General features: G+C 71.2%; 18 protein-coding genes. 13 read left to right on the top strand and 5 right to left on the bottom strand.

The features are described 5' to 3' along the window. The first annotated feature begins 56 nt into the window (after positions 1-56). From AC57BS_RS21015 to AC57BS_RS20985, 7 genes are all read left to right on the top strand, one after another. On the top strand, positions 57-1178 hold the full coding sequence (locus tag AC57BS_RS21015) for a PrpF domain-containing protein (protein WP_496413397.1): 1122 nt from the start codon (positions 57-59) through the stop codon (positions 1176-1178). Between the two features lie 70 nt (positions 1179-1248). Continuing rightward, entirely contained in the window at positions 1249-2439 is a 1191-nt protein-coding gene (locus AC57BS_RS21010) for a Bug family tripartite tricarboxylate transporter substrate binding protein (protein WP_496413396.1), read from the top strand. 10 nt (positions 2440-2449) lie between these two features. Beyond that, complete coding sequence (locus tag AC57BS_RS21005) at positions 2450-4513, top strand: tripartite tricarboxylate transporter permease (protein WP_496413395.1); 2064 nt, start codon at positions 2450-2452, stop codon at positions 4511-4513. 55 nt (positions 4514-4568) lie between these two features. After that, positions 4569-4940 carry a universal stress protein gene (locus AC57BS_RS21000; protein WP_496413394.1) on the top strand — a complete coding sequence of 124 codons (372 nt, stop codon included), beginning with the start codon at positions 4569-4571 and terminating at the stop codon, positions 4938-4940. 74 nt (positions 4941-5014) lie between these two features. Beyond that, positions 5015-5680 carry a PAS and ANTAR domain-containing protein gene (locus tag AC57BS_RS20995; protein ID WP_496413393.1) on the top strand — a complete coding sequence of 222 codons (666 nt, stop codon included), beginning with the start codon at positions 5015-5017 and terminating at the stop codon, positions 5678-5680. A gap of 118 nt (positions 5681-5798) precedes the next feature. Then, entirely contained in the window at positions 5799-6122 is a 324-nt protein-coding gene (locus AC57BS_RS20990) for an HU family DNA-binding protein (RefSeq protein WP_496413392.1), read from the top strand. 104 nt (positions 6123-6226) lie between these two features. Continuing rightward, the gene (locus tag AC57BS_RS20985; RefSeq protein WP_496413391.1) at positions 6227-6649 is read left to right on the top strand and encodes a Fur family transcriptional regulator; all 423 of its coding nucleotides are present in this window, start codon (positions 6227-6229) and stop codon (positions 6647-6649) included. 141 nt (positions 6650-6790) lie between these two features. Here AC57BS_RS20985 and AC57BS_RS20980 read toward each other — a convergent pair whose 3' ends face one another. After that, the gene (locus AC57BS_RS20980) at positions 6791-7645 is read right to left on the bottom strand and encodes a mechanosensitive ion channel family protein (RefSeq protein WP_496413390.1); all 855 of its coding nucleotides are present in this window, start codon (positions 7643-7645) and stop codon (positions 6791-6793) included. A gap of 108 nt (positions 7646-7753) precedes the next feature. Then, on the bottom strand, positions 7754-8194 hold the full coding sequence (locus tag AC57BS_RS20975; RefSeq protein WP_496413389.1) for an SRPBCC family protein: 441 nt from the start codon (positions 8192-8194) through the stop codon (positions 7754-7756). A gap of 97 nt (positions 8195-8291) precedes the next feature. Here AC57BS_RS20975 and AC57BS_RS20970 point away from each other — a divergent pair, with 97 nt between their 5' ends. Further along, complete coding sequence (locus tag AC57BS_RS20970; RefSeq protein ID WP_496413388.1) at positions 8292-8798, top strand: nucleoside deaminase; 507 nt, start codon at positions 8292-8294, stop codon at positions 8796-8798. Positions 8799-8801: 3 nt separating this feature from the next. Here the strand turns inward: AC57BS_RS20970 and AC57BS_RS20965 are convergent, their stop codons facing one another. From AC57BS_RS20965 to AC57BS_RS20955, 3 genes are read right to left on the bottom strand one after another with little or no spacing between them, the layout of a single operon-like run. Next, entirely contained in the window at positions 8802-9035 is a 234-nt protein-coding gene (locus AC57BS_RS20965; RefSeq protein WP_496413387.1) for a DUF7218 family protein, read from the bottom strand. Positions 9036-9089: 54 nt separating this feature from the next. Further along, a complete protein-coding gene (locus tag AC57BS_RS20960) occupies positions 9090-9806 on the bottom strand; it encodes a GAF and ANTAR domain-containing protein (protein WP_496413386.1) in 717 nt (238 codons plus the stop codon). A 4-nt stretch (positions 9807-9810) separates the two neighbouring features. Beyond that, positions 9811-10545 (bottom strand): ANTAR domain-containing protein, encoded by a 735-nt coding sequence (locus AC57BS_RS20955; protein ID WP_496413385.1) that lies wholly within the window; start codon positions 10543-10545, stop codon positions 9811-9813. Between the two features lie 114 nt (positions 10546-10659). Between AC57BS_RS20955 and AC57BS_RS20950 the strand changes: the two genes are divergently transcribed. From AC57BS_RS20950 to AC57BS_RS20930, 5 genes are all read left to right on the top strand, one after another. After that, positions 10660-11364 (top strand): GAF and ANTAR domain-containing protein, encoded by a 705-nt coding sequence (locus AC57BS_RS20950; protein ID WP_496413384.1) that lies wholly within the window; start codon positions 10660-10662, stop codon positions 11362-11364. Between the two features lie 10 nt (positions 11365-11374). Next, entirely contained in the window at positions 11375-12979 is a 1605-nt protein-coding gene (locus tag AC57BS_RS20945) for an amidohydrolase (RefSeq protein ID WP_496413383.1), read from the top strand. Between the two features lie 113 nt (positions 12980-13092). After that, positions 13093-14922, top strand: a complete 1830-nt coding sequence (locus tag AC57BS_RS20940) for an alpha/beta hydrolase family protein (RefSeq protein WP_496413382.1) — start codon at positions 13093-13095, stop codon at positions 14920-14922. A 58-nt stretch (positions 14923-14980) separates the two neighbouring features. Beyond that, entirely contained in the window at positions 14981-15673 is a 693-nt protein-coding gene (locus tag AC57BS_RS20935; protein WP_496413381.1) for a ComEA family DNA-binding protein, read from the top strand. Next, positions 15670-16383, top strand: coding sequence for an HAD family hydrolase (locus AC57BS_RS20930; protein ID WP_496413380.1), 714 nt, complete (start codon positions 15670-15672; stop codon positions 16381-16383). Before AC57BS_RS20935 ends, AC57BS_RS20930 begins: the two co-directional genes overlap by 4 nt. Positions 16384-16396: the final 13 nt, after the last annotated feature.

The following is a 16396-nucleotide window of genomic DNA, read 5'->3' as shown; positions in this document are numbered from 1 at the left end:
CGGGAGCGCAACCTGTGGTTGTCCGGACGGCCCGGACGCTCACCCCAGGAGGCCCGATGCGCGAGATCGACGCGACGTGGATGCGGGGAGGTACCAGCAAGTGCTGGGTCTTCCGCCGCGACGACCTGACGATCCCCGACCTGTCGGTCGACGAGGTCCTCCTGCGCCTCTACGGCAGCCCCGACCACCGCCAGGTGGACGGCGTGGGCGGTGGCACCTCGACGACGAGCAAGGCGGTGATCCTCGCGCCCTCGACCGACCCGGAGGTGGACGTGGAGTACACGTTCGCCCAGGTCGGCATCGAGGAGGCCAAGGTCGACTGGGGCAGCAACTGCGGCAACTGCTCGGCCGTGGTGGCGTCGTTCGCGATCCGTGAGGGCTGGGTCGACACCGGCGCCGCCGAGACCTCGGTCCGGGTGCTCAACACCAACACGCGCCAGCTGATCGTGCAGCGCGTGCCGACGCCGGACGGTCGCCTCGACGAGGCCGCGACCGAGCACATCCCCGGCGTCCCCTTCCCCGGCGCCCCCGTACGGATGGGGTTCGTCGACCCGGCCGGGCGCAGCACCGGCCGCCTGTTCCCGACCGGCCGGGAGCGCGACCGGCTGTCCGACGCGGTGGGCGGCGTGACGGTGACCCTGGTCGACGCCGGCGCCCCGGTGGTCGCGGTCCGCGCCACCGACGTCGGCGTGCGCGGAGACGAGGACATCTCGGCGCTCGACGCCACGCCGGGCCTGCTGGCCCGGCTCGACGCCATACGTCGCGAGGCCGGCGTCCGCATGGGCCTGGCCGAGACCCCCGGGGCGGTCGCGCGGGCCGTGCCCAAGCTGGCCCTCGTCTCCGTCGCCGTCTCCGACGACGCCCCCGAGACCGACCTGACCGTCCGGATGCTGTCGATGGGCCGCTTCCACCCCGCCGTCCCGGTCACCGGGTCCGTCGCCCTCACCCTCGCCGCGGCAGCCGCCGGCACGATCGTCCACGACCTCGTCGCGCCCGAGGGTGCCGTCGACGGCCCCGTCCTCGGGCTCCGTCTCGCCACCCCGGCGGGGTGCGTCAGCACGTTCGTCGAGGACCACGACGGCGTCCCGGTCGTGGGCGTCGTACGGACCTATCGACGACTGGCCAGCGGCTCGGTGCTGCTGCCCGACCCGCCGCTCCAGCCATCGGCTTCAGCGTGACCACCCCACCGTTCGACCGACCACTTGACATGGCGGGCCCGCACGAGGCTCGCTTCACCTGGAGGAACTCATGACCCAGCACGTCGATGTGAAGGACGTGACCGCCGTGCCCACGCACGACCCGCAGCCGGGGGAGGACCGGACCCCACCCAGTCCGCGGCTCGCGGCCGCGGTGGTGGCGGGCTTCACCGCGCTCGCCGTGGGCGTCTCCGTCCTCGGTGGCGACCTGCTCAACCCCGCTGCGTCCACCACGGACGGCGACTACGCCGGCGAGACCGTGGAGATGATGATCCCGCTCGCCGAGGGCGGCGGGACCGACACGTGGGCCCGGTTCGTCGCGACCGAGCTCACCCAGAAGGTCCCCGGCTCGCCCGGCCTCGCGCCGGTCAACGACGACGGCGGCGAGGGCATCCTCGGCACCAACCACTTCATGACCTCCGCGCGCACCGACGGCACCGAGGTGCTGGTCAGCACCGCGTCGACCGTCGTGCCCTACCTGCTCGACATGCCGGCGGTCCGCTACGACTTCGCCGACCTCCGGCCGATCTTGGCCAACGGCACCGGCGCGGTCGTCTACGCCCGCTCGGCCGCCGGTGTGAAGGGCGTCCAGGACCTCGTCGACCGCGACCGTCCGCTGGTGTTCGGTGGCATCGCCGCGACCAGCCTCGACCTGACGACGCTGCTCGCCTTCGACCTGCTGGGCGCCGACGTCGAGTCCACCTTCGGCTTCGAGGGCCGGGGCCCGGTCAACCTGGCGCTCCAGCGCGGCGAGGTCGACATCGACTACCAGACCACCTCGTCGTACGGACCCGCCGTCGAGCCGCTCGTGGAGGACGGCACCGCGGTGCCGCTGTTCTCCCTCGGCCAGGTCGACGAGGCCGGCGAGATCGTCCGCGACCCCAACTTCCCCGACCTCCCCACCGTGGTCGAGGTCCACGAGGAGATCCACGGCGAGCAGCCCGACGCGGACGAGCTAAACACCTACCGCGCGATCCTCGCGCTGACCTACACGTACCAGAAGGCGCTCTGGGTGCCCGAGGACACCCCCGACGAGGCGCTCGAGCTGCTCCGCTCGACCGCTGAGGACATGGGGGCGGACCCGGAGTTCCAGGAGGCGGCCGCGGAGGTGCTCGGCGGCTACCCGCTCGACGCCTCGCCCGACCTCGCCGAGCGCATCGGGGACGCCTACCGCGTGGACGACTCCGTCCGCGAGGACGTCCTCGAGCTGCTCGAGACCGACCACGACATCACGATCGACTGAGGACGCCACCATGACCGACGCAGCCTTCTCGGCACTGGCCTCCCTGGCCGACCCCTCCCTCCTGCTCATGCTCGCCATCGGCGTCGTCGCCGGCCTGGTCATCGGACTGATCCCGGGCCTCGGCGGCACCGGCGCCGTGGCGATCCTCCTGCCCGTCACCTTCGGCATGGAGCCCGAAGCGGCCCTCGCCATGCTCATCGGCGCACTGGCCGTCGTCCACACCTCCGACACGGTCGCCGCGGTCCTGCTGGGCGCACCCGGCTCGGCGTCGGCGAGCGTCACGATGCTCGACGGCTACTCGATGGCGAGGCAGGGGCAGGCAAAACGGGCCCTCTCGCTGGCGTTCCTCTCGTCCATGGCCGGCGGGCTGATCGGCGCGGTCGGCCTCACCCTGGCGATCCCGCTCGCACGCCCCCTGGTGCTGTCCTTCGGCAGCCCCGAGCTCTTCATGCTCACCATCCTCGGCGTCTCCCTCGCCGCGGTCCTCTCGCGCGGCAACGTGGTCAAGGGCCTCATGGCCGGCTTCCTCGGCCTGCTGCTCGGGCTGGTCGGCACCTCGCCCACGACGGCGGAGGAGCGCTTCTCCTTCGGCTCGCTCTTCCTCAGCGACGGGGTCTCCCTGGTCGCGGTCGCGCTCGGCATCTTCGGCCTCGCCGAGATCGCCAGCCGCGTCGGGCAGCGCAAGGTCACCGAGACGCCGGTCGAGCTCACCGGCGGCTGGGGAGCAGGCATCCGCGAGTGGCTCACGCACTGGACCCAGGTCGTCCGCGGCTCGCTCATCGGCATCTGGGCCGGCGTCCTGCCCGGCGTCGGCGCGACCGCCGGCACCTGGCTGGCGTACGGACAGGCGGTGGCGACCGCCAAGGACAAGCGCAAGTTCGGCAAGGGCGACCCCCGCGGCATCGTCGGCCCCGAGAGCGCCAACAACTCCGTCGAGGCCGGCGACCTCATCCCGACCTTCCTCTTCGGCATCCCCGGCGGCGTGCCGTCCGCGATGCTGCTCGGGATGCTGCTGACGTACGGCATCCAGCCGGGTCCCGCGATCGTCACCGAGCACCTCGACCTGATGTACCTCATCGTCTGGGCCTTCGCGATCGCCTCGGTGGCCGGCGCGTTCCTCTGCTTCCTCGCCACCGGCACGCTCGCCAAGCTCACCCGCGTGCCGTTCGCGGTGCTCGGCCCCGGCCTGCTGGTGATCATGCTGCTCGGCGCCTTCCAGGAGGGCGGCCAGATCGGCGACCTGTGGGTGATGGTCCTGCTCGGCGTCGTCGGGTTCTTCCTCAAGACGACCGGCACGCCGCGGGCGCCCTTCCTCATCGGCTTCGTCCTGGCCATCCCGATGGAGCGCTACTACTACCTGACCGCCAACCTCTACGACGGTGCGTCGTGGATGCTGCGGCCCGGCGTCCTGGTGTTCGCCGCCGTGCTGGTCGTCCCGGTTCTCTGGTCGCTGCTGAAGAAGCTCCGCGGCACCTCCGGCCAGGCCGACGACGGTCACCGCGACGAGCACGATGGTCCAGAGGCCGACGCCGACGAGCTCGAGGGCTCGCTGGCCGGCACCGCCTGGTCCGCCGGTCTCGCCGTCATCGCGGTGCTGGTCTTCGCCGGGGCCCTGTGGGTCAGCGGCTCCTTCTCCGAGGAGGCGCGCCTGATGCCGCGACTGGTGGCCACCTGCGGCCTGGTCGCCGCGCTGGTGCTCGTCTGGCAGGAGCTCAGGCTCCGCCGCTCGCGTCCCACCCGGCCCGTCGCGGAGGTCCCCGACGAGCCGCTCGGGACCGGCGGGTCCACGATGGTCGCCACGCGGGTCGAGCCGGTCGCCGACCAGCACGCCCTCGCCCGCGCGCAGGACCTCAGGATCGCTGCCCGCGCCTTTGTCGCCATGGCGGTGTTCCTGGGGCTCGCCATGGTCGGCGGCTACCTCGCGGCGACGCTGGTCTTCACCCCGGCGTTCCTGCTGTACGCCTCCCGGGTGCGTCCGCGCACGGCGATCGTCTACACCCTCGTGCTCGGCGTGGTTCTGCTGTCGCTGCCCACGCTGTTGCCGGTCGACCTCCCGCTGGGGTTCCTCCAGTGACCGGCCGGCCGGGCCCCGCCCCCCACCTCGACCCCACCTCCAGGAAGGACCACCGATGACCGTCGTCGTCGCCTACGCCGACACCCCGCCCGGGCACGCAGCCGTGGCTGCCGCCGTCGCCGAGTCCGCCCGGGAGCAGGAGGCCGTGGTCCTCGTGCCGGCCGTGCGCGGCGAGGCCCCGCCGGAGGTCGCCGACCTCGAGCGGCGCTGGCCCGAGGCCACCGGCCGGATCGAGGTGTCACGGGGCGACCTCGGGGACCCCAGCGACGCCGTCGTGCAGGTGGCCCAGCGTCGCGACGCGCGTCTGGTGGTCCTGGGCCTCCGCGCCCGTACGCCGGTCGGCAAGCTCGTCTTCGGCAGCACGGCGCAGCGCATCCTGCTGGACGCGACGTGCCCGGTGCTGGCGGTGAAGCCCGCGCCCGGGTAAAGACCTGTCGCACGACGCAGTCCGGGTGGCACCTCGGCTTGTCGCCGCGGCCCCTGAGCGGGCAAAATCCCGTCATGACGACTCGTCCCCCGGGCGGCGCGATCAGGGCGCCGCACGCCGCTCTCGTCGGGCACTTCTCCCACCGCCCCGACGCGGACGAGTGGTGGTGGTCGGACGGCATGTACCGCATCCACGGCTTCGAGCCCCGAGAGGTCGTGCCCAGCACGTCGCTGGTGATGAGCCACGTCCACCCCGACGACCGTACGGCGGCGGAGGAGTCGCGCAAGGCGGCGCTCGAGCGCGGCGAGCCGTTCTCCTTCGTCCACCGCATCACCACCGCCGCCGGCTGCGACCGCGTCGTCGTCGCGGCCGGGCACGTGGAGCACATCGACGAGCGGCTGGTCATCGTCGGCCACCTGATCGACATCACCGACGTCCGGCAGGAGGCCGTCGCCCGCGAGCTCGACGGCGCCGTCGAGGACTTCGTCGAGCACCGGGCGGTGATCGAGCAGGCCAAGGGAGTGCTGGTGCAGCTCTACAGCGTCGACCCCGACACCGCGTGGGCGGTGCTGCGTGCCTTCAGTGCCGACTCCAACCGCAAGGTCCGCGACATCGCGGGCCTGCTGGTCGAGGCGGCGGGGGACAACCTCACCCCCACCCGCGGCCACTCGCCGTCACCGCACGTCATGCTCAAGCGGCTCTACGTCGACGCGCCCGACGCGGCTGCCCAGACCGGCTGACGCACACCTGGACCGCGACCTCGGGTGACGGCGAGACCGCCCTGAGAGGTGACCTGCGCACGCGGATGTCCGCGCGCTCTGACAGTGTGGGGCGGTGGAGAGCCGCACCTCTCCGACTATGATGAGAATCATTCCCAATGTCTGCAGCATCAAGGAGAAGAATCAGATGAACAAGCGTGAGCTCGTCGACGCCGTCGCCCAGGGCGCCGACCTGTCCAAGTCCGGTGCCGAGTCCGCGGTGGACGCCGTGGTCGAGGCCATCTCGTCCGCCCTCGCCAACGGCGACAAGGTGACGCTGCCCGGCTTCGGCACCTTCGAGGTCCGCGAGCGCGCCGCGCGCTCGGGCCGCAACCCGCAGACCGGCGAGGCGATGGAGATCGCCGCGTCGCGCAGCGCCGGGTTCAAGCCGGCCTCTGCCCTCAAGCAGAGCCTCAACGGCTGACGTACAGCCCCCGTACTACGGGGAGGCCGCACCGTTCACGGTGCGGCCTCCTCGGCATTTCGGGGGCGGGTCGTGGTCGGCACCACCCCAGTAGCATGACCGCCATGACAGCGCGCACCTCCGGCACCGCACCCGCCGGACCCGGCCGCAGGGACACCCGCCAGCGCCGCCTGCTGCGCGACCAGCTGTCGCGGCAGGAGGCGTTCGTCAGCGCCCAGCAGATGTACGACGACCTCCGGGCCAGCGGTGACAGGGTCGGTCTGGCCACCGTCTACCGCACCCTCCAGGCGATGACCGAGGCAGGCGAGCTCGACGTGCTGCGCTCCGACGACGGCGAGGTGCTCTACCGCCAGTGCGGCCCGCAGCACCACCACCACCTGGTCTGCCGCAGCTGCGGAGTGACCGTCGAGGTCGACGGCCCCGCGGTCGAGAAGTGGGCCGTCCAGGCGGCCGAGACGCACGGCTTCACCGAGGTCACGCACGTGGTCGAGCTGTTCGGCCTCTGCGCGGCCTGCTCGCGCCGCTAGGCACTGACCGACCGGCTGGCTCGGCACCACCGCGGTCAGCGCGCCGTTGTCGGCCACCAGCAGCCCCCCGCCGACCACGCGTGCGACGGCCCCCACCGGTGCTCCGGTGGGGGCCGTCTGCGTACGCCTCTGGCTGAGGGGTCAGCGGTTGGGCGGGGCAGGGGGCGTCATGTGCTGGGTCGCCTCCGGGTCCACGCTCGTGGGGTAGTTCGTGGTCGTGGCGGTGCCGGACGTGCTGCTGCCGCCGAGCGAGCTGCCGGTGTGGCTGCTGCCGGTGTGGCTGCTCATCTCGTCGCGGGCACGGTCGGCGCCCACCCGGGCGTCGTGCTTGGCCTGGTCGGCCGCCTTGCCACCCTTGTCCTTGGCCTGGCGGAGCAGGTCGGCGGCGAGCTCGCGACCGCCGAGGCCGAACGCGAGGGCGAGGCCGAGGGCCAGGGCGAACATGATCGCGGTGAAGGCGATCCGCACGATCTCGGGAGCGATCTGGAGCTGCTCGAGGATCATGAAGAAGGCGATGGTCATGATGACCGCGGGAGCGACCGCACCGACGACCTTGCCGGTCGGGGTGTCACCCATGAAGCGCACGACGGCGCCGGCGACCGCACCCGAGACCAGCGCGGCGACGATGAAGATGAGGATCGCCACGATCACGTTGGGCAGGTAGGCGAGCACCTCGTTCATGAAGCTCGTCGCGGCCGGGATGCCGAGGGCACCGATCGCCGCGGTGATGAAGAAGATGAAGATCAGCCAGAACACGACGCGCGCGATGCCGTTGGCCGGGGAGGCCCCGGGCAGGACGGCGTCGACGTACCTGTTGGCCGAGCTCTCGTGAAGGCGCCTGTCGAGGTGGACCTTGTCGAGGACCGTCTTCACGATCTTGGCGACCACCTTCGAGACGAGGTAGCCGACGAGGAGGATGAGGAGGAATCCGACGAGGTTGGGCAGGAAGTCGAAGATCCCGTCCGTCGTCCTCTGGAAGCTGTCACCGATGTCCATGGGGGTGTCCTTTCATCCGGTGATGGAGGACTCCACGCTGCAACGCCGGGGCCCGGCGACGACACACCCCGAGGATCCGAATGATTTCGGTCGGATCGGGTAGGTCGGTCAGGCCAGGCGGTCGAGGACGGTCGTCATGTCGTCCTCGGTGTCGCTGCCGATCTTCTCGAAGACGATCTTCATGATCGGGTCGGCGACCTTCGCGGCGCCCTTGAGCTCGATGACGGCCTCGTAGGTGACGCGGCTGCCGGTGCCGTCCGGGTTGGGGACGACGGTGATCGTGTCGACGGACCGGGCGGTGTCGTTGCTCCCGACGAGGACGATCGTGTCGTCGGTCAGCTGCTGGAGGGTGTAGGTCAGCTCGGTGCTCACGCCCGCGATCTTCGAGACGTTGTGCCAGGTGGAACCCACCTGCACCGGACCGGGGTCGATCCGCGTGCACGACTCGGTGCCCGGGTCCCACTCCTCGGCGTGGCTGAAGTCCTTCAGGTAGTCCACCACGACGGCGGGCTCGGGGCGGACGTCGAACGTGCGGCTCACTGTGGTCATGACTCGACAGTAGGCACGGGTCCTCTCGGGGCAGACCGCCCGAAGGGGTGCGCGCAATTGCCTTGCCCCACCCCTCCGGATCGGAGAGATTGGCGCCATGTCGCACGAGCTGACCGACCTCTCCGGCCTCCCCGGCTTCCACGAGCACCTCGAGCTCTGCCTGCGCCTGGCCGAGCAGGCGCTCGAGGCGGGCAACTCCGCCTTCGGCTCGGTGCTGGTCGACGCGGGCGGGACGGTCCTCGGCACAGGGCACAACGAGGAGATCTCGCGCGCGGACCCGACGGCGCACCCGGAGATCGAGCTCGCCCAGTGGGCCGCCGCCCACGTCGCCCCGGAGGAGCGGGCGTCGTGCGTCGTCTACACCTCCGGAGAGCACTGCCCGATGTGCGCCGCCGCGCACGCGTGGGTCGGCCTCGGCCCGATCGTCTACGCCGCCTCGTCCGCCCAGCTGGTGAAGTGGCGTACGGAGTGGGGGCTGCCCGCCGCGCCCGTCGCGGCGCTGCCGGTCACCCAGGTCGCGCCCGGCGTACGCGTCCACGGCCCCGTCGCGCCGTACGACGAGCGCATCCGCGCGCTGCACGAGCGCGGATCGACGCCGGCCTAGCCTTCAGTCCTTCTTCGCCGTGGCCTTGCCGCCCTTGCGGCCGGACTCCTTCTTCTGGGCGGTGGTCCCGCCCTGGCTGCTGTCGCTGTTCTTCTTGCCGCTCCCGCTGGCCTTGCCGCCCTTCTTCGAGGCGTCGGGGGTGTTGGCGATCTTGGCCGCGCGCTCCTTGGACATCCCCTTGTCCTTGAGCGCCTCGTACTGCTTCTCGTTGTTCACGTTGGCGGACTTGCTAGGCATGACTCCTCCATCGCTGGGTGGATCGGTCATCTCCCGTACCCGTGGTGCCAGAGGTCATGCCTGGTCGCGGCGGCGCGCCGCGACGACCTCGTCGAGGACATCCTGCGCCACCTGCGACAGGGGTCGCGCGGCCTCGTCGCTGACCTGGACCAAGCGGGCGAACGCCTCGTCCATCGCGAGGTGTTCGGTCTGGGCCAGCACGCCCTTGGCCCGCTCGATCACGACCCGGCCCTGCAGGGCGACCCGCAGGCTGTGCGCGACCGCGTCGGGGTCGTCGGCCGTCGGCGACTGCATGAGCGCGACGGTGGAGATGTCGGCGAAGGCCTGGGCGAGGTCCTGATCGTCCTGGCTCAGGACCTTCGAGGTGCGCCAAAACAGGTTGAGCCCGCCGAGCACGCGCTCGTGCCAGCGCATGGGGGAGGCGAGCACGGTCGTGAACCCCGCGGCGGCCATCACGCGGCCGAAGTCGGGCCACCGGTCCGAGAGCTCGGACTCGCCGGTCACCGCGACGCTCTTGCCCCTCTCGATCGTCTCGACGCACGGGCCGTCGTGGATCTGGACCTGGTAGAGCTCGAGCTCGGTGACCTTGTGGGACGTCGCCGCCATCAGCTCGAGCCCGCGGTCCACCCGCACCAGCACGCCCGCCGAGTCGGCGCCGAGCAAGCCGAGACAGTCGGCCAGCAGCACGTGCACGGTGCTCGCACCGTCGACCCCCTGGATCATCGCCGCGCTGGCCGCCGCGAACGCGGCGCCGCTGGTGGTCGGTCTCATGACGTCAGTCTCCCTCCACGTCGAAGTTCGAGAAGTTGATGCTCCGGCGGACGACGCGCCGGGCCACGTCGTCGATGTCGGTCGCCAGCGCATAGGCGTGCCCACGCAGCAGCGCCAGGGCGTCGTCCGCCGCGACGCCGACCTGGGCCATGACCATGCCGGTGGCCTGGTGGACCAGGCTGCGAGAGCTCCACCCCTCGCCGGACTGCAGGTGTCCCTCCGGGTGCTCGGCGGCCTCGGTCACCAGGGCGGCGCCGACCGCGTTGACCAGGAACGCCACGCGGTCATCCGGCTCGGCCAGGGACTGCTGGCGGCCGGTGTGGAGCGTCGCCACCCCGCCCAGGCCGCCGTTGGCGTGCACGGGGACTGCGTACACCCGGAGCGGGCCGTACCTCGACTCGAGGGTCTGCGCGAGCATCGGCCACCGCTGGTCGGCCGCCCCGTCCAGGTCGGCCACGACCACCCTGTCGGTCCTCGCCGCCTCGAAGCCGGGGCCCTGTCCGAGGACCTCCTGGAGGCCCTCCAGCGCGGCGGCGACCTCGTCGCTGGCGCACAGGGTGACCCGGTTGTCGGACAGGTACTCCAAGGTGATGGCCACCCCGTCGGCTCGCAGCATCAGGCGCATGGCCTCGCCCAGCCGCCAGGTCTGGGCCCGGTCGGTGGGCAGGGTCGCCAGCGTCGCGGCGAGCTCGGAGAGCAGTCGCCCACGCTCGGCAAGGGGAAGATCGTGCACGCTCATCTCCCCCTTCCGACGTCCGCTACGGACCCTGTCGACTCTACGCCTGTCCTCCCCGGACGGCGTCGCCGGAACGCGGCAGACGGAGTAGGCTCGCGGTGGAGGGAAGGTGACTCGATGGACACGACCTCCACCTTGGCGCTGGCGAAGGAGCTCGCCCGTGCCAGTGAGTCGATCAACGACTGCGGCACGTTCGCCGAGACCCTCGACGCGATCGTGCACGCGACCCGTACGTCCCTTCCCGAGTTCGCCCACGTGAGCATCTCCGTCCGGAACGGCGCAGGCACGTTCGAGACCAGTGCCGGGACCGACCAGCTCGCCTGGGAGCTCGACGGCGTCCAGTACGAGCTGGGCGAGGGACCGTGCGTGCAGGCGATCGAGGCCGAGCCCGTCGTGGTGGTCAAGCACCTCGCGCACGACCAGCGGTGGCCGCGCTACGTCCCCGCCGCTGTCGCTCGCGGAGTGCGCAGCCAGGTGGCTGTCCGGCTGTTCACCAAGAAGAAGCACATCGCGGGCCTCAACCTCTACTCGACCGAGCGCGACGACGTGGACGACTGCTCGGCGGAGACGGCTCGGCTCTTCGCCGCACACGCGGCGATCATCCTGGGGCACGCGCAGGAGGAGGACCAGCTCAACCAGGCGCTGCACAACCGCAAGGTCATCGGTCAGGCCGTCGGGATCCTGATGGAGCGCTACCGCATCGAGGCGGACGCGGCGTTCCAGTTCCTCGTGCGGGTCTCGTCGACCAGCAACATCAAGCTCCGCGACGTCGCCGACGAGGTCGTGACGTCCAGCGTCGAGCGCTACCGCACCGACAGCTGACCGGCTTCCCGTGAACGATCTCGTCCTCACCGGGGCGCGGGTCTTCGACGGCTTCCGCTATCTCGGCGAGGCCGGCGACGTGCTGGTGCGCGACGGGCGGATCGTGTCGGTGGGCGGCGCGGACCGTACGCCCGGCGCTGAGGTCGTCGACTGCGGCGGGGCATTGCTGCTGCCGGGCTTCGTCGACGCGCACGTCCACCCCGTCCAGGGCGGGCTCGAGCGGCTCACCTGCGACCTGAGCGGGCTGGCGATCGACCGCGCGGCCTACCTCGCGCACGTGGGGGCGTACGCCGCGTCGCGGCCCGACCTCGACTGGGTGCAGGGCGGCGGCTGGGCAATGGCGGCCTTCCCGGACGGGCTGCCGACCGCGGCCGAGCTCGACACGGTCGTCGCCGATCGGCCGGCCGCGCTGGTCAACCGCGACCACCACGGGATGTGGGTCAACACCCGCGCGCTGGCCGTCGCCGGCATCACCCGCGACACCCCGGATCCCGCGGACGGCCGCATCGAGCGCGACGCCGCCGGCGACCCGACAGGAGTGCTGCACGAGGGCGCGATGGACCTGGTGCTGGCGGTGCTGCCCGTGCCCGGCGCGGACGCGTTGTACGCCGGACTGCTCGAGGGCCAGCGCCACCTCCACTCCCTCGGCGTCACCGGCTGGCAGGACGCGATCGTCGGGGCGTACGCCGGGATGCAGGACACCGGGCCCACCTATCTTCGGGCGGCGCGGTCCGGCGACCTCACCGGCACCGTCGTCGGCGCGCTGTGGTGGGAGCGCGAGCGCGGCCTCGAGCAGGTGGCCGAGCTGGTGGAGAAGCGGGAGGCCTACTCGCACGGGCGGTTCGCCGCGACGGCAGTGAAGATCATGCAGGACGGCGTGGCGGAGAACGGCACGGCGGCGCTGGTCGAGCCGTACCTCGACCGGTGCGGGCACGCGACGTCGAACTCCGGCCTCTCCTTCGTCCCGCCCTCGGTGCTTCCGTCCATCGTGTCGGCGCTCGACGCGGAGGGCTTCCAGGTCCACTTCCACGGCCTCGGCGACCGCGGGGTGCGCGAGGCGCTCGACGCGCTGGAGGGCACCGATCCGCTGCGGCGGCACCACGTCGCGCACCTCCAGCTGGTGCACCCCCTCGATGTCCCGCGGTTCGCCGAGCTGCAGGTGGCGGCCAACATCCAGGCGCTGTGGGCCTGCTACGACGAGCAGATGGTCGACCTGACCATCCCGTTCCTCGGCGCTGAGCGGGGCGCACGCCAGTACCCCTTCGGCGACCTCCACCGCGCCGGCGCCCGCCTCGTCGCCGGCAGCGACTGGCCCGTCAGCACCCCCGACCCGCTCGCGGCGATCCACGTCGCCGTGCACCGCATGGCCTACGGGGAGTCCGGGCCTGCTGGGAGCGAGCCGTTCCTCCCCGATCAGGCGCTCTCCCTCGAGGTGGCCCTCGCGGCGTACACCTCGGGCTCGGCCTGGGTGTGCCACCGCGACGACGCGGGGATGGTCAAGCCGGGGGCCGTGGCGGACCTGGTGCTGCTGGACCGGGATGTCTTCGAGTCGCCGGACGAGGTGGGGGCGGCGGGGGTCGAGCGGGTGTGGGTGGGGGGTGGGGTGGTGGTCTGAGGGCGGGCGGCTCTGTCCCCGATCTCTGCGAAGTCGACCGCCCGATCGATGAACATCGTCTAGAAAGGACGCAGCGCAGGACTGCCAGTGCGTCCCATGATCTCGGAGGTCTCATGTCTGACCAGCCCACTTTGCTCTTCCTCCACGGCGTGGGGGCGGGGGATCGGGAGGACGAGTGGGCTGATGTCCTGAACCAGAGCTTGACCAACGCGGGATATCCACAGCTGGATGCGGTCAATGTGATCGCTCCGAAGTACCCGAACGCCTTGCGAGGTGCGGACGACCAAGATCCGCTGCCCAGGATCACGATCGAGGCACTGAGGCGAGAGGCAGCCGCTCGGCACCGTCGTGCCTTCGAGAGACGGACGGGCGCGCTGGAGGCGCTGCTCGGCCGGCATGATCGGGGCAACGGCTGGGCGGGTGGTGACGCCCTCGTGGAGGTTGTCATCGGGCACCAGAAGTTCATCCAGGCGAACAACTACGTGTCCGACCCACACATCCGCGCTCAGGTACTGAATCGCGTGCTCCGTCATCTGCCCAGTTCCGGCCGCCTTCTCATCGTCGGCCACAGCCTGGGGTCGGTGATCGCTGCAGACCTGCTCCGCCGACTCCCGCCCGATCTCGAGGTGACCGGACTGGTCACGTTGGGCAGCCCTCTGGCCAACTCCAACTTCCACGTGGAGAAGTTGCGTCAGACCCTCGAGGGGCCACCGGCCAACCTCGCTTGGTGGGTGAACTTCTGGAACGTCGCAGACCCGGTCACGACCCACAGAGGCGTTTCTTCGATCTTCCCCTGGATGATCGATCATCGAATCCAGAGTCCACTGGGTCTCAAGGTGCACGATGCGACGACCTACCTGAAGAACGGTCTCGTCGCGACTGCGATCGGATTCGGCCTGTTCGGCTCGCGTTCCAAGGAGCTTGTCGCAGCAGAGGCCGGCGTGGACATTCCGCTGGACTATGCCGAGACCATCGGGCTCCTCGCTCTGCGATTCGCGCACCTGACCAAGGACCGTCTTGTCGGAGACAAGCAGGAGCGATACGCGGCAGCGCTGCGGCAGGTGCAGGCCGCCACGTTCGACCTCATCAGCAGCCGCAATGCCCGCGAGGTGCGTCCGTTGCCGCTCGACATCGCCAAGCTGGCAGTCGATCTGACGGATCCCGCTTCTGCGGCGCCGGAGCCACGCTCCATCTCCGTGCTCTCCAAGGCCGAGGCAGTCATCCCGCTGATCAGCATTGCCACGACCAACGTGATTCGACCCTTCGAGATCGACGTACCGCGTGAGCAGCGTCGACGAGCGATGGAGGATCTGACCTTGACGATGGGCATCGGGCGGCAGATGGGTGCGGACGCTTTCGATGCGGTGATCCAGGCGCGGGACGCGATCAAGGCAGGCGGAGGTACCAACTGGGTGAAGTGGGCGACGCTCGGCCTCGGCGCCGCCGCCGTCGTGGCTGCTACGGGAGGCCTGGCGCTGCTCGCTGCTCCGGGTGCCATTGGCGCCGCCGCGATCACGAGCGCGCTGGCAGCTTTCGGGCCCGGCGGGATGATCGGAGGACTGCTGACTGCGGGCACGCTGGTGAGCGCTGGTGGTGGCAGCATCGCGATCGGACTGGCGAGCCCAGTCACCACCGCTGCCACCGTCGAGGCCGTGGTCACCACCCAACTGGCTGCCGCCATCCTCCGCAAGTCGCAGGGCCTGGAGCAGGATCCGACCACATGGAACAGCCTGGTGGAGACAGCCATCGAGGTCCGTCGTGAGCACGCTCGACTCGAGCCGTTCTCCGATGACTCCGCACCTGCGCTGAAGCAGCTCAGGCAGAAGCTCGACTCGATCGACCGTGCACTGAACTATCTACACCGCCACGGCCTGGCGCCGGAGGACTCGGCCGAGCTCCCGACTGAGCAGTTGAGCGGAGCGGAGGCGGGTCGGCGGGCGTGAGTCTCGTTCGATTCGCGGTTCGCTCCCGGGTGTCGGGAGCGACACCTACGATCGGCGCATGCAGCAGATCCCGCCCGCCGGCCACTACGTCAGCAAGCCGCCCAAGTGGCTCTGGGCGCTCCCGGTGTTCTCGATGGGCCTGCTGGCGTTCGTGCCTCCGATCGCGATCGCGGCGAAGGCCAAGACCACCCAGGCGTGGTGGTGGGCCGGCGGCCTTGCTGCAGCCTGGCTCGTCGGATTCTCGCTCGTCGGCACCGACGAGGACGGTGCACTCTCCGACGTCGGGATCACGATCTACTTCGCCGCGTGGATCGGCGCCGTCATCTACGCGCTCGTCATGGGGCCGAAGGTCATCTGGCCGCCGAAGCAGGCCTACGTGCCCGCGGGGCCACCGCCGCCCCCTCCGTACGACCCCAACATGGCCGCCGTCGCGCAGGCGCAGGCTGGCCGCCGCAAGCGCGAAGAGGCTCGCGAGCTGGCCCGCCGCGACCCGCACATGGCGCGCGACCTCCGCATCGGTCGCCCCGATCTGCCGCGGCAGTACGACGATGGCGGGCTCGTCGACATCAACAGCGCTCCCGTCGAGGTGCTGAGGGAGTCGCTCGGGCTCACGGCCGACCAGTCGACTCAGGTCGCCGAGACCCGCACCCAGCTGGGCGGCTTCGAGCACCCCGACGACCTGGTCACCTTCGCCGGCCTCGAGCCAAGGGCCTACGACGCCGTCAAGGACCGCATCGTCCTCATCCCATGACCTCCCGCCTCGCCGCAGTCCTGTGGGACATGGACGGCACCCTCATCGACTCCGAGCCGATCTGGATCGCACAGCAGTTCGTCCTGGCCGAGCGGCACGGCGGCACGTGGTCGTACGAGCAAGGGCTGGCGCTGGTCGGCGCCGACATGCACGACACCGCGGTCGCGATGCAGGCCGCGGGCGTCGAGATGGAGGCCGCGGAGCTGGTCGCCGCACTGGAGCGGGCGGTCATCGACTCGCTGCGGGTCGAGGTGCCGTGGCGGCCCGGCGTACGCGAGCTGCTGGCCGAGCTGGTGCGCGAGGGCATTCCCTGCGCGATCGCCACGACGTCCTCGCACGAGATGGCGGCGCTCGTGGCCGCGGCCGCGCCCGACGGGGCGATCCGCGTGGTCGTCGGGTCCGAGGACGTCGCGCAGACCAAGCCGTCGCCGGAGCCCTACACCCGTGCCGCCGAGCTGCTCGGCGTACGCGCGGAGGACTGCGTCGCCGTCGAGGACTCGCCCAACGGCCTGGCTGCGGCGATCGCGTCGGGCGCGACCACCATCGCCGTGCCCAACGACGCGGTGCTGCCGGCCAGCGGTGACTTCCTGCTGTGGCCGACGCTGGACGGGCGGACGGTCAAGGATCTTCGCACCAGTCTGTCGAACACCCTTGCGGATAGTGGCCAGCGGGAGTATGGTGGTTGGCACGTCCCTAGGTCATCCGGGTAGTCGATTGCCGGAG

It is taken from the genome of Nocardioides sp. BGA-UO-ETr-FS32, from assembly GCF_059567905.1.
This window is presented reverse-complemented; position numbering and strand designations above follow the sequence as displayed.

Excerpts from the sequence above, each read along its gene's own strand:
- AC57BS_RS20940 (WP_496413382.1), top strand. The coding sequence starts at position 13,093 with ATGTCTGACCAGCCCACTTTGCTCTTCCTCCACGGCGTGGGGGCGGGG.
- AC57BS_RS20930 (WP_496413380.1), top strand. The coding sequence starts at position 15,670 with ATGACCTCCCGCCTCGCCGCAGTCCTGTGGGACATGGACGGCACCCTC.
- AC57BS_RS20935 (WP_496413381.1), top strand. The coding sequence starts at position 14,981 with ATGCAGCAGATCCCGCCCGCCGGCCACTACGTCAGCAAGCCGCCCAAG.
- AC57BS_RS21015 (WP_496413397.1), top strand. The coding sequence starts at position 57 with ATGCGCGAGATCGACGCGACGTGGATGCGGGGAGGTACCAGCAAGTGC.
- AC57BS_RS20975 (WP_496413389.1), bottom strand. The coding sequence starts at position 8,194 with ATGACCACAGTGAGCCGCACGTTCGACGTCCGCCCCGAGCCCGCCGTC.
- AC57BS_RS21000 (WP_496413394.1), top strand. The coding sequence starts at position 4,569 with ATGACCGTCGTCGTCGCCTACGCCGACACCCCGCCCGGGCACGCAGCC.
- AC57BS_RS20985 (WP_496413391.1), top strand. The coding sequence starts at position 6,227 with ATGACAGCGCGCACCTCCGGCACCGCACCCGCCGGACCCGGCCGCAGG.
- AC57BS_RS20965 (WP_496413387.1), bottom strand. The coding sequence starts at position 9,035 with ATGCCTAGCAAGTCCGCCAACGTGAACAACGAGAAGCAGTACGAGGCG.
- AC57BS_RS20950 (WP_496413384.1), top strand. The coding sequence starts at position 10,660 with ATGGACACGACCTCCACCTTGGCGCTGGCGAAGGAGCTCGCCCGTGCC.
- AC57BS_RS21010 (WP_496413396.1), top strand. The coding sequence starts at position 1,249 with ATGACCCAGCACGTCGATGTGAAGGACGTGACCGCCGTGCCCACGCAC.
- AC57BS_RS20970 (WP_496413388.1), top strand. The coding sequence starts at position 8,292 with ATGTCGCACGAGCTGACCGACCTCTCCGGCCTCCCCGGCTTCCACGAG.
- AC57BS_RS20995 (WP_496413393.1), top strand. The coding sequence starts at position 5,015 with ATGACGACTCGTCCCCCGGGCGGCGCGATCAGGGCGCCGCACGCCGCT.
- AC57BS_RS20960 (WP_496413386.1), bottom strand. The coding sequence starts at position 9,806 with ATGAGACCGACCACCAGCGGCGCCGCGTTCGCGGCGGCCAGCGCGGCG.
- AC57BS_RS20980 (WP_496413390.1), bottom strand. The coding sequence starts at position 7,645 with ATGGACATCGGTGACAGCTTCCAGAGGACGACGGACGGGATCTTCGAC.
- AC57BS_RS21005 (WP_496413395.1), top strand. The coding sequence starts at position 2,450 with ATGACCGACGCAGCCTTCTCGGCACTGGCCTCCCTGGCCGACCCCTCC.
- AC57BS_RS20955 (WP_496413385.1), bottom strand. The coding sequence starts at position 10,545 with ATGAGCGTGCACGATCTTCCCCTTGCCGAGCGTGGGCGACTGCTCTCC.
- AC57BS_RS20990 (WP_496413392.1), top strand. The coding sequence starts at position 5,799 with ATGATGAGAATCATTCCCAATGTCTGCAGCATCAAGGAGAAGAATCAG.